The organism is Gordonia soli NBRC 108243 (genome assembly GCF_000334455.1).
GTDB lineage: Bacteria > Actinomycetota > Actinomycetes > Mycobacteriales > Mycobacteriaceae > Gordonia > Gordonia soli.
Genome location: NZ_BANX01000006.1, coordinates 59996 through 72476, shown reverse-complemented (window position 1 = coordinate 72476; position 12481 = coordinate 59996). Strand labels below are relative to the sequence as shown.

General features: G+C 68.3%; 10 protein-coding genes. 3 read left to right on the top strand and 7 right to left on the bottom strand.

The window, feature by feature from the left end; translation table 11 throughout:
* Positions 1–5: 5 nt before the first annotated feature.
* Positions 6–1160 carry a glycosyltransferase family 4 protein gene (locus GS4_RS05095; RefSeq protein WP_007618161.1) on the bottom strand — a complete coding sequence of 385 codons (1155 nt, stop codon included), beginning with the start codon at positions 1158–1160 and terminating at the stop codon, positions 6–8.
* 185 nt (positions 1161–1345) lie between these two features.
* On the opposite strand from GS4_RS05095, the gene GS4_RS05090 reads away from it, so the two are divergent.
* The 3 genes from GS4_RS05090 (at position 1346) to GS4_RS05080 (ending at position 4320) form a co-directional block, all read left to right on the top strand.
* Positions 1346–2119: a TetR/AcrR family transcriptional regulator gene (locus GS4_RS05090; protein ID WP_007618159.1), complete on the top strand. Its 774-nt coding sequence runs from the start codon at positions 1346–1348 to the stop codon at positions 2117–2119.
* 24 nt (positions 2120–2143) lie between these two features.
* Positions 2144–2890: a class I SAM-dependent methyltransferase gene (locus GS4_RS05085; RefSeq protein WP_007618158.1), complete on the top strand. Its 747-nt coding sequence runs from the start codon at positions 2144–2146 to the stop codon at positions 2888–2890.
* A gap of 350 nt (positions 2891–3240) precedes the next feature.
* On the top strand, positions 3241–4320 hold the full coding sequence (locus GS4_RS05080; protein WP_007618157.1) for a fatty acid desaturase family protein: 1080 nt from the start codon (positions 3241–3243) through the stop codon (positions 4318–4320).
* 163 nt (positions 4321–4483) lie between these two features.
* Here GS4_RS05080 and GS4_RS05075 read toward each other — a convergent pair whose 3' ends face one another.
* The 6 genes from GS4_RS05075 to GS4_RS05050 form a co-directional block, all read right to left on the bottom strand.
* Positions 4484–5281 (bottom strand): hypothetical protein, encoded by a 798-nt coding sequence (locus GS4_RS05075; RefSeq protein ID WP_007618156.1) that lies wholly within the window; start codon positions 5279–5281, stop codon positions 4484–4486.
* Positions 5282–5366: 85 nt separating this feature from the next.
* Positions 5367–7922 (bottom strand): ABC transporter permease, encoded by a 2556-nt coding sequence (locus tag GS4_RS05070; RefSeq protein WP_007618155.1) that lies wholly within the window; start codon positions 7920–7922, stop codon positions 5367–5369.
* 4 nt (positions 7923–7926) lie between these two features.
* Positions 7927–8856 (bottom strand): ABC transporter ATP-binding protein, encoded by a 930-nt coding sequence (locus GS4_RS05065; protein WP_007618154.1) that lies wholly within the window; start codon positions 8854–8856, stop codon positions 7927–7929.
* 184 nt (positions 8857–9040) lie between these two features.
* Positions 9041–10057, bottom strand: coding sequence for an esterase-like activity of phytase family protein (locus GS4_RS05060; RefSeq protein ID WP_007618149.1), 1017 nt, complete (start codon positions 10055–10057; stop codon positions 9041–9043).
* Between the two features lie 28 nt (positions 10058–10085).
* Positions 10086–11909: a phosphoenolpyruvate carboxykinase (GTP) gene (locus GS4_RS05055; protein WP_007618147.1), complete on the bottom strand. Its 1824-nt coding sequence runs from the start codon at positions 11907–11909 to the stop codon at positions 10086–10088.
* Between the two features lie 156 nt (positions 11910–12065).
* Entirely contained in the window at positions 12066–12446 is a 381-nt protein-coding gene (locus GS4_RS05050) for a DUF6802 family protein (protein WP_007618145.1), read from the bottom strand.
* Positions 12447–12481: the final 35 nt, after the last annotated feature.

Genomic DNA, 12481 nt, shown 5'->3' with positions numbered 1-12481 from the left:
GGCGCTCAGACCAGGCGCGACATGACGTCCAGGACGCCGTCGGTGGTCGCCGACCACGAGTACCCGGCTGCCTTGCGCTGGGCGTGCCCACCAAGTCGCGCGGCCTCGTCCGGGTTGTCGATGAGTTTGCGTGTCGCACTGACCAACTCGTCCGGCGAGTCGACGAGCAGCCCGGTGTGCTCGTGGTCGATGGACTCGGCGAGGCCGGCCGACGACCGGTATCCGATGGTCGGCACCCGATGCTGCGCGGCCTCCATCACCGCCAGCCCCCAGCCCTCCTTGCGGGACGGCATCAGGTGCACGTCCGCGCGCGCTAGCAGGTGGTGTTTGCGGTCCTCGTCGACGTGGCCGTGGAACGTCACGTGGTCGGTGACCCCGAGTTCGGCTGCGCGGTCACGGAGTCGGTCCGCCCACCACCCGTCGCCGATCACGTCGAGATGCAGGTCCGGGCGGTCGGGTGCGAGTTCGGCAACGGCTGCGAGCGCGTGTTCGACCTGCTTGTGCGGGACGAGCCGAGAGAGCACGCAGAGTCGGGCAGAGCTGCTGGGGCGCGGCTGAGAGCCGTCGACCGGTGGCGTGGGATCGATGCTGCCGGAGGGCACCGGGTCGACCCCGTTGCGGATGACGCTGATGCGCTCGGCATCCACACCGAGTGCGGCGAGCTCACCCGCCGAGGGCGTCGACACCGTGATGTACCGGTTCTCTCGGTGCACGCGCGGTGAGACCTTCGACTCGAGCCACCAGCCCAGCCGGCCCAGCAGTGTGCCCGCGACCGGCCATTGCTCCCGGTGACAGTGGTGGACCAGCACTATGGTCGGCCGCCCGGCGACCGTGGTCGCGAAGAACGGGATGCCGTTCTGGGTGTCGACGACGACGTCGGGACGACGTCCGGCGAGCGGCCCCCGGCCGAGTCGTCCGGCGACGATGGTCATCAGGGCGAACGGATAGACCGTGAGTCGGCCGCCGCGACGCAGGATGCGGACTCCGTCGCGCACCTCGGCTGACGGCGCTCCCGGGTATCCGGCGGTCAGCAGGGTCACCGACACCCCACGACACACCAGATCCGCGGCCACGCGTTCCAGATAGCGCTCACTGCCGCCCCCCTGCGGATGGCCGGTGTCACGCCAACACAGGAGCAGGACTTCGCCGGGAATGGACATCGCTGCTCAGCGTACCGAGGCAGACACCGGCCCTGGCCACGTGGCGCGTCATCCCCTCCGTGTCGCGCAGCACCGACCAGGGCCTTATCGCCGACCGCGCTCTCACGATCGTTGATAGTGGCTACACTGTAGCCAAATACCCATCCGCCGTCTACATACTTCGAGGTCCGGAGGCCGACCACCACGTGACGACCGATCGACCACGTCTCGGGACGCCCCAGTGGTGGGATCTCCGGACTACCGAGAACACCCGATCCGGCGGACCCGGGCGCCCTCCGCTGCAACTCGACCAGATCTGCGCGGCGGCGTTGGAGATCCTCGACCGGGACGGTCTCGACGCACTGAGCATGCGGACCCTGGCGCAGCACCTGGGTTCCTCGACGTCGACGCTCTATCGGCAACTGCCTGCGGGCAAGGACGAACTGTCGATCCTCTTGGTCGACCGGATCATGGGCGAGATGGTGGTCTCGATGGTTGAGACGGGGCATTCCACCGACACGGCCGGCAACACACCAGACGCAACCGGCCCAGGCGACGGCGCGCCGACGGACTGGCGTGCATTCGTCGAGAGTCGAGCCCTCATCGCCTTCACGGTGTTCTGCCGACATCCGCATGCGGCGGTGCTGTTCACCGCCCAGACCCCCTCGGGTCCGATGGCGATGCTCCGATCCGAGGCGTCGCTGCAGGCCCTCGTCGCCTTCGGGTTCCCGCCGGCGATCGCGATCCGGATCGACTCGTCGCTGAGCCGCCTCATCATCGGGTACGCCCTCCAGCTGGCCGTCGACGAACCGGACGAGCAGGCGCGAATCCGCGAGTACCTGGAGACGATGGACCCCGAGCGCTTTCCGGTCCTGCACGAGGTCGCCGACGTCCTGCAGGTCGACCTGGTCACCGAGTTCCGTTTCGCGGTCCGCGCGTTCGTCGCGGGCCTGGCCCCGCACCGCCTGTCGGAGCCCTGACCGCGCCCCGATAGCGTGTCGCGCATGCCGGAGTCCTTCGCCCGATACGCGACGTTGCGGCGTGCATGGGGCCTCCTGGACGCCTTCCGGCACGAGCAGACCGAGCCGGAGCGCTTCTACCGTCCACTCGCTGCGGACACCGCGGTCCTCGTCGCGTCCCACTCTCCCGCCGGGCTCGACGCGGCCACCGTGCTCGACGTCGGCGGCGGCCCGGGATACTTCGCCGACGCCTTCACCGAACGCGGCGCGCATTACGTCTCGGTCGAGCCGGATCCGTCGGAGATGCATTCCGGAGGCCTCGAACATCGGGCGACCGTGCGCGGGTCCGGGCAACAACTCCCGTTCGCCGACAACGCTTTCGACGTCTCGTTCTCGTCCAATGTCGTCGAGCACACGCCGCGTCCGTGGGACATGGGCGCAGAGATGATCCGGGTGACGCGACCGGGCGGCACGGTCATCGTCAGCTACACCCTGTGGTGGGGACCCTTCGGCGGGCACGAGATGGGCCTCACCCATTACCTCGGCGGTCACCGCGCGGCACGTCGGTACACCCGGCGACACGGTCACCCGCCCAAGAACCTGTACGGCACTTCGCTGTTCGCGGTGACCGCGGCGCAGGGACTGAGGTGGGCCGGCTCGGTGGCCGATCGTGCCGACCTCGTCGCAGCCTTTCCCCGCTACCTGCCGCGGCAGTTCTGGTGGGTCATGCGGGTACCCGGTCTCCGCGAGGTGATGGCGACGAATCTTGTTCTGGTGCTGCGGGTCCGGTGAGGTCAGACCAAGCGATCCAGCACCTCTCCCGCCGTGGCCGACGGACTGTCGGCTCCCCGATGCCCGACGGCCGGGATGCATGGAATCGGCGCCCGACGGGGTGCGTTCCGCGGCGTCTGCTGCGGCCCGGACCGCGTCGACCGGGCGACGGCACCCCGGCCCGATATCCCCCTCGCGTAGGGGGCAGGTTCATCCTCGCGTAGGGGTCGCACCGCGCCGATGTCTGGCAGGATTGGAGGTGCCACCGGGTTCCATCGCTTCCGGTCATGACCCTCGTGACGCGCCACCGGTTACCTGACAACCGTTTTCCGGCGCACCTGGCACTGAACAGAAGGCTACGAGGTGCACTCGTGTCCGACGTCCACTCCACCGCCACCGCAACCACCACCACTGCGAAGAAGTACGTCAGCTCCTACACCGACCTGGCCGCCGAGGTCCGTGCCAGCGGACTCCTCGAGCGACGACACACCTTCTATCTGACGCGGATCGTCCTCGTCGTCGCCGCGTTCGTCGCCACTTGGACCACGGTGGTCCTGGTCGGCGATTCCTGGTGGCAACTCGCGCTCGGGGTGGTCGCGGCGCTCATCAGCACCCAGTTCGGCTTCCTCGGCCACGACGGGGCACATCGACAGATCTTCGACTCCGCAGCGGCGAACGAGTGGACCGCACGCCTGCTCGCCGCCGGCGGTGCCGGACTCTCCCTCCACTGGTGGCGCGCCAAGCACAATCGACATCACAAGGCGCCCAACCAGATCGGCATCGACCCCGACATCGCCGACGGCCCCATCGCCTTCGTGCCCGCGGTGGCCGACACACGGTCGGGCGCTTACGCATGGTTCACCCGGCGGCAGGGCTGGTTCTTCATCCCGCTGCTCACGCTCGAGGGACTCAACCTGCACGTAGCGAGTCTTCAGGCACTGGTCACCTCGCGAACGCCGGTCCCGCACCGAGCACTGGAGATCACGCTGATCGCGCTCCGTCTCGGGCTCGGCGTCGCCATCCCCTTCGTCGTGATGTCACCTGCCCAGGCCGTGTGCTTCATCGCGATCCAGCTGGGCTTGTTCGGCCTGCTCCTCGGTGGTGCGTTCGCGCCGAACCACAAGGGCATGCCGCTGGTGCCCAAGGACATGCGCGTCGACTTCCTCCGCCGCCAGGTGTTGATGTCGCGCAACATCTCCGGCGGGCGCCTGACCGACTTCATGATGGGCGGGCTGAACTATCAGATCGAGCATCACCTGTTCCCCAGCATGCCTCGACCCAATCTCGCGAAGGTCCGTCCGCTGGTGCGCGCTCACTGCGCCCGCCACGGGATCACCTACACGGAGACCTCACTGCTGACGTCGTACACCATCGTGATCAGGTACCTCAATCAGGCCGGGCTGGGCGAGCGGGACCCGTTCACGTGTCCGCTCGTTCGCAGCTACCGCTGATCGGCGACCGGGTCGAGGCCCTCGGCGGACCGACGGGCGGGCGGGTGGCCGGGCCGCCCGGATTCCTGACACCAGAGCGAGCTCAACTCTGGAATACACACAGCGCAGCCCGCTCACGTGTCAGTTGTCCGAGAACCCAGCGTCGACCTCTACGGCGCGGCGCTCACTCGCTGAAGGTCGCCGCGCAGCGCAGCGGACCCCCGTTGCTCGTCGACGAGGTCAGCAACTTCTCGCCACGCAAAATCGTGCAGGTCACCGGTCCCCGGATGACCAGCGCGGTCAGTTCCGCCGATCCACCGTTGACGCGGGCCGTCTGCGACCACGGCGTCGCGGTCGCAGCGATGAGTACGGTCTGACCGCGCGCGGCGTACCGGAGACCGACGACGTCACCGCTGCCGGTGATCTGGTAGACGACCTCGCCCGGCGGAGGAGCCGACGTCGTGGTGGTGGTCGTCGTCTCCCGCGTGGTGGTCGTCGTGGTCGGTTCGGCGGACGTGGTGGTGACCTGCGAGGTGGCCGAACTGCTCGTCGCGGGGAGTTCGTCGTCGCTGCTGCCGCGGGCGATCAGGAACGCCACCAGCACGATGACGACGATCGCAGCCAGGACCGCCAGGACGAGACCGGCGGTGCGGCCTCGGTTGCCTCCGCCGTCACCGCCACGCGGATCGTCGTAGGGACCACCGGGCGGCGGCCCGTAGTTCTGGTCCCCGTAGCTCTGATCGGGATAGCCGCCCTGCGGTCCGTACGGATCCTGGGCACCGTAGGCCTGCGAGTACGCCGGGTCCTGATACGACGGATCGGCCGGTCTGCGGGGGTCGTATCCGACCGGCTCGGTCGGCCCGGTCTCGCCGTACTCGGGTCCGGGCGCCGGATGTGCGGCCGTCTCGTCCAGCGGGTCGAATCGTCGCGTCCCGGGCGGGTCGTTGTACGGGTCGCGCGGGTCCTCCGGTGGTCGCGTCATGGTCCCGATTCTGTCACCTCGGCCACCCACGCCGACCGCGGCACGCGAAACCCGATGGTCGTCGGTGCGTGCCGCGATCGGGCGATCAGAGGTCGGCGATGGCCTCCAACGGCCGCGTCCGAGCTGCTCGGATCGCCGGCCACAGCGCAGCCAGGACTCCGACCACACCGGCCGCGACCAGCGTGATCACGATCAGGCTCCACGGCAGCACCGGATCTCCGAGACCCCACTTGGCCAGCGTCTTCACCAGTGCGTACCCGATGCCCGTACCCAGCACGACGCCCAGCAGCGCACCGAAGATGGCGATCAGCACTGATTCGATGTAGATGCTGCGTCGGACCTGGGCACGCACCATGCCGATGGCGCGCAGCATGCCGATCTCGCGACGCCGCTCGACCACCGACAGCGCCAGCGTGTTGATGATGCCCAGGATCGCGATCACCAATGCGAGGCCGAGCATCGCGTAGAGCACTGCCAGCATCTGGTCGATCTGCGACGAGATGCTGCTCTTGAACTGCTCGCGGTCCTGGACCTGCACGGTCAGGTAGTCGGCGGTCGCGTCCTCCAGCGACGTCCACAGCGTCGCGGCATCGGTACCGGGCGCGGGGTTCACGAAGACGGCACCACTCACCTGGGTCGACTTCGGCATCAGCTTGTCGTAGGCATCCGACCCCATCATCCAGGGCTGCAGCGCCTCGTTGTCGGCGAAGACGCCGTCCACGCGCACCGGGACCTGCTCTCCCGATGGTGACGTGAAGACCACGACATCGCCGCGGTTCCACCCCTTCTCGGCGCTCGTCTTGTCACTGACGAACATCGCGTCGCCGGCCAACACGTCCGACGCACCATCACGCATGTCGAGATTGACGAAATCCCCGATGGGATCACCGATCGGCGCGTACCCGAACTGCGACTCGTCGCCGACCTGCGCGCGGACGAAGTTCAACGACACCGATCCGCCGACACCGGGCGCCTTCGCGATCGCCTCGGTCGCCGCGACCGGTACGGAGCCGTTGTTGGTGCCGCCGATGATGTACTCGGCCTTCACCCCGTTGTCGACGGCGTCGTCGACGGTTCCCTTGAACGAGGTGCCCAGGGTGCCGATGACCGCCACCAGCATGAGCCCGAGCGTCAACGCGAATGCCGTTGCGGCCGTACGCCGCGGGTTGCGGATCGCATTGGTGCGCGCCAGTTGACCGATCTTGCCGAACGGTGCTGCGAGCACACGCCCGATGCCGCCGACGATCGGTCGGGACAGCGCTGGAGCCGCCAGCACGACCGCCAGGATCAGCGCTGCCGCACCGCCGCCCACCGTGATCGCCGGACCGAGACCGGTGCGGAACGCTCCGCCGATCACCGCCACGATGCCTGCGGCGCCGAAGAAGACACCGATGACGGTGCGCTTCGCCAGCGACGACGAGTCCTCGGCCATGCTCGCGCGCATCGCCTCGACCGGCGGTACCCGCGATGCACGGACTGCCGGAACCCAGGCACTGACCATCGTGACGACCACCCCGACGAAGACGGCCGCGAGAATGGCGGGCACCCCGATCTGCAACGGCGCCTGAGGAAGTCCCGACGTCGAGCCGATGATGGCCTTCAGGGCCGCCGCCAGTCCGATGCCGATGCCCAGCCCGACGACACCGCCGAGCACGCCGACGACGAAGGCCTCGAAGAGTACCGATCGCGACACCTGCTTCTGGCTCGCGCCGACCGCGCGCAGCAGCGCGAGTTCACGGTTCCGCTGGGCGACGATCATCGAGAAGGTGTTGTAGATGATGAAGGTGCCGACGATCAGGCCGATCGCCGCGAACGCCAACAGGATTCCGGTGAAGATGGTCAGGAACTGGTTGACCTGGTCCTTCTGATCCTGCCGGACCTGGTCGCCCGTCCGCACCTTGTAGGTGTCGGCCGGGAGTGCCGCGGTCACCCGCTTCTGCAGCTCGGACGGGCTGACCCCGTCGACGGCCGACATGTCGACCTGTGCGACGTGGTCACCGTCGGAGAACAGTGTCGAGGCGACGTCCTGCGCGAACTGGATGCTGGTGTACCCGCTGGTGGAGCCGGGCAGATCGATCAGGCCGACGATGGTGACGTTCTGCGGTGCGCTCGCCCCCTGACCGACGACGACCTTCGTCTCCGACCCCACCTTGAGGTCGCCGCGGTCGGCGGCGCTGGAGTTGATCACGACCTCGTTCGGTCCCGACGGGGCGCGACCTCCCGGTAGCAGAGTGCTCGTCTCCGGTGACAGCGCCTCGTCGGCCGGGACGTACGCCGACCCGACACTCGGTGCGCCACCCGTCTGCAGCGCCTTGCCCTGCGCGTTCGCGATGGTCACCGAGCCGGTGTAGTTCGACACGATGCGGTCGATGCCGAGTTCCTGCTTGCGTTTGGTCAGGTCGTCGACGACCGCGTTCGGCACGCCGGGCGACTGCTGGGTGTCGGGGGTGACCTCCACCGCGACTCCCGGCGCGACCTTGTCGAAGACGTCGGTGAACGCCTTGGAGATGGTCGAGGTGAAGATGATCGAGCCGGCGACGAAGCAAGTGCCGAGCACGATCGAGAAGATGGTCAGGAAGAGCCTGACCTTGTGTGCGGAGAGATTGCGCAGCGAGACGCGGCGCATCACGGACCCGGCCATCGGCTCAGCGCACCTCGTAGGGGTTGGCCTCGGGCGGTGTCTCGCCCGGCTCGTCGGGACCGCTCCCGGCCCTGCTGTCGATGGGCCCGCTCGCTCCGCTCCGGTCGATGGGCCCGCTCGCTGCGCTCCCGGCGCCCGCGGCGCCCGGCCCGTTGGGGGCGGGGATCTCGTCGAGGTTCTTCATCACCTCGAACACGTCGTCGGCCGACGGCCGCTGCAGTTCGCGCACGATCTGTCCGTCGGCGAGGAACACCACGCGGTCGGCGTAGGAGGCCGCACGCGGGTCGTGGGTCACGATCACCACCGTCTGACCGAACTCGTCGGTCGCCGCGCGGAGGATGCCCAGCACCTCGCCCGACGACCGGCTGTCGAGGTTGCCGGTCGGCTCGTCGCCGAAGATGATCGACGGCTTGCCGACCAGCGCTCGGGCACATGCGACACGCTGCTGCTGACCACCGGAGAGCTCCGCCGGGCGATGCTCGAGTCGATCTCGGATGCCGAGACGGTCGACCACGGTGTCGAACCACTCGCGGTCGACCTCGCGACCGGCGATGTCGACCGGCAGCGTGATGTTCTCCGCTGCGGTGAGGGTCGGCACCAGGTTGAACGCCTGGAACACGAAGCCGATGCGATCGCGACGGATGGTCGTCATCGCCTTGTCGTCGAGGCCGGTCAGGTCGACCTCGCCGATCTGGACCCGACCGCCGCTGGCGACGTCGAGCCCGGCCAGGCAGTGCATCAGGGTGGATTTGCCGGAGCCCGACGGCCCCATGATGGCGGTGAACTCACCGGCGCGGAACGAGATGGTGACGCCGCGGAGCGCCTCGACCACCGTGTCGCCGGTTCCGTAGACCTTCGTCAGTTCCTGCGCACTCGCCGCGATGAGGTGCTGCGGCCCGGGCTGGCGGTCGGCGACCGTCGGAGTCGATGTCATGGGCTCAACTCTGCCAAGACTGACGGAGGTCTGCCATCGGGTTGAACCCTGAGATGTCCCCGACAACCCCCGGAAGTCCGGTCCCACCTCGGGCGCCGCCGTCGACACCGGGCTCCGACGGTCGGTCACATTGGCGTGGCGACACCGTCCGACCGACCGACCGACACCCCTGAACAGGCGCGGATCAGCGCTTCGGGGTGACGAACTCCAGCGCGTGCAGACGGGTCGGTCCGTTGAACCCGTCATTGGTGACCAACATCAGCGATCGCGACCTGGTCTTGGCCCACGGGGTGTCGGGCAGCCAGGGCCCCCACGCCATCCCGGACACGTTGCCGATAGCCAGACGCGGCACCGGTGCCGACGAGAACACCGACTTCTTGATCATCGGGGTCTCCGCCCCCGACAACTTCGCCTTGCCCGCGACATTGGTGGCACCTCGGGTGGAGGTCCAGTAGATCCGGGTGATCCGCCCCTTGCCGCGCTCCACGACGAGGTAATCGGTGGAGTTGACGGCGATCACGTTGGCAGCGACCTTGTCGGCGTCCGTGCGGTAGACGAACTCCGTGGTGCCGCGCTTGCCGAAGGTCAACAGGCGCGCCGAGCGGCCCGGGTCCTGCTTGAGGCCACCGGCGGTCAGCACACTGACCTGCCCACGCGGACCGACCGCGACACCGGTGAGTCCTCGCTGACCGTTGAGGCCGGTGGTCCGGCCGGCCTGGTAGGCGCGCGGAAGCGGCAGATCACGCTGGAACGTGCCCAGAGCGCCGATGACCCGGACGAACTGATTGGCGCCACCGCTGACCACGACGTAGTCGGCGCCGAGCTTGCGGATGCCCTCGAACTGGGCGCCGCCGGGCAGGACCGGGATGTTGCCCGGACCGAGAACCGTTCCGCCACCGTTGAAGAACGGTGCACCCGAGATCTGCCCGCCCTGATCCACGGGTACCCGCGCGGTGTAGTACCGCGCCGGACCCATCCGACCCACGTCGGTCGAGATCAGCGAGTAGTTGCCTCCACCGACGGAGTCGATGCCCGAGATGGCACCGAACAACGGCGCAGGGATCAACGGCGTCACGTCGACGCTGTTGAGGTACCGCGCGATGACGGAGGGTGCCGGAGCTGCGGATGCCGGTGCGATCGCGCCCGAGGAGGCGACCGCGACAGCGGCGAGCAGCGCCGCCCCCCAGTAGCGGATTCTCATGGGTCGTGAGCCTACCTCAGGGTGTGGTTCAGCTCAGCCTCTGCTTGAGAGCGTCCAGCTCGTCGCGCAGACCGGTGGGCAGCTTGTCGCCGACGAACTCGAAGAGCTCCTCGATCGACGGGATCTCCTCGCGCCACTCGTCGGCATTCACCGCGAGGGCCTCGGCCAGGTCCTGTTCGGGCACGTCGAGGCCGGTGAGGTCGAGTTCCTCGGGCTTGGCGACGACGCCGACCGGCGTCTGCTGTCCCTCGATCTCGCCCTCGATACGGCCGACGATCCACTTCAGGACGCGGCTGTTCTCGCCGAATCCCGGCCACAGGAAGCGCTTGTCGTCACCGCGGCGGAACCAGTTGACGTAGAAGACCTTCGGCAGCTTGTCGGCGTCGGCGTTCTTGCCGAGGTCGATCCAGTGCTGGAAGTAGTCGCCGATGTGGTAGCCGAGGAACGGCAGCATCGCCATCGGGTCGCGGCGGACGGTGCCGACCTTGCCCTCGGCAGCCGCGGTCTGCTCGGAGCCCACGGTGGCGCCCATGAACACACCGTGCTGCCAGTCGCGGGCCTCGGTCACCAGCGGCACCGTGGTCTTGCGGCGACCGCCGAAGAGGATCGCCGAGATCGGCACACCCTGCGGGGCATTCCAGTCGGGGGCCAGCGACGGGCACTGGTCGATCGGGGTGCAGTACCGCGAATTCGGGTGCGCTGCAGGCGTATCCGAATCAGGGGTCCAGTCCTGCAGCTTCCAATCGGTCAGATGGGCCGGCGGCTCGCTGAGCCCCTCCCACCAGACGTCGCCGTCGTCGGTGCGAGCGACGTTGGTGTACAACGTGTTACCCGCCTCGATGGTCCGCATCGCATTCGGGTTCGAGTCCTCGCTGGTGCCCGGCGCGACGCCGAAGAAGCCGAACTCGGGGTTGGTCGCGTAGAGGCGACCGTCCTCGCCGAAGCGCAGCCAGGCGATGTCGTCGCCGACGGTCTCCGCGCGCCAACCGTCGATGGTCGGCTGGATCATCGCGAGGTTGGTCTTGCCGCACGCGCTCGGGAACGCTGCCGCGACGTAGTACTCCTTGTCCTGCGGGCTGATCAGCTTGAGGATCAGCATGTGCTCGGCGAGCCAGCCCTCGTCGCGCGCCATCGCCGACGCGATGCGCAGCGAGTAGCACTTCTTGCCCAGCAGTGCGTTGCCGCCGTACCCCGAACCGAAGGACCAGATCTCCCGGTCCTCGGGGAAGTGGGTGATGTACTTCTCGCTGTTGCACGGCCACGGCACATCGGCCTGACCCGGCTCGAGCGGGGCACCGACCGAGTGGAGCGCCTTGACGAAGAAGCCGTCGTCACCGAGGACCTCGAGGACGTCGTTGCCGACCCGCGTCATGATCCGCATCGAGAGGACGACATATTCCGAATCGGTGATCTCGACGCCCAGCTTGGGGTCGGGCGCGTCCGTGGGGCCCATGCAGAACGGGATGACGAAGAGGGTGCGGCCGCGCATCGATCCCCGGTAGAGATCGGTCATGGTGGCACGCATTTCGGTCGGGTCGACCCAGTTGTTGGTGGGGCCGGCCTCGTCGCGGGTCTTCGAGCAGATGTAGGTGCGCGACTCGACGCGGGCGACATCGGCGGGATCGGAGGTGGCGACGAAGGAGTTCGGCTTGCGCTCCTCGTCCAGCTTCACCAGGGTTCCCGCCTCGACCAGCTGATCGGTGAGCCGGGCCCACTCCTCGTCACTGCCGTCGGACCACACCACCCGATCCGGTTGGGTCAGCTCGGCGACCTCGGCGACCCAGGCCAGGAGCTCGGGATGCTTGGTCGGTGCGGTGCCGGGATCCAGACCGGGAATGGTGGCTGAGGTCATAAGGTCTCCTCCAGAATGGTCGACCGGAATACCACAGGTCGGCCAAGGCGTCGTCGTACGCCACAGGATACGTGCACCGAGCGTGCGCTAGGTAGCCGGGTGATCAGATGCGGCACAGCCCACACCTCGCACCGCCGACGAGCGGGTTGTCCCAGGTCACTCCAGTCGACCGCGGGAGGTCGGGGACCAGAGCCCACTTTCCTTGTCGAGGGTCTTGGACGAGAATCCGCCGTCTTTGTCCACTTCGGTGATCTTGTCGACCTGACCGTCGTGATCTGTGTCGGTGTACACGGTGAGGCCGTCGGGGCCGGGACGGGTCAGCGAGTCCTTCACACCGTCGGCGTCGGTGTCCACGTCGGCCGGTCCGAGGTCCCAGACCCGGTCGTCGGTGTGCACCCAGAGATGGTCGGCTGCCGAGGACTCGGTGTCGGCGGGATGTCCGGGCAGCCCGTCGGCCGGACCGACGTCGGCGACCGGATGCACGCCGCCGTGATCGAGGTGGCCGTCGTCCATCGGTTCACCCAGGAACGGGTCCATCTGCGCTCTCCTCCACGTGTTCGTCACCGCGTGCG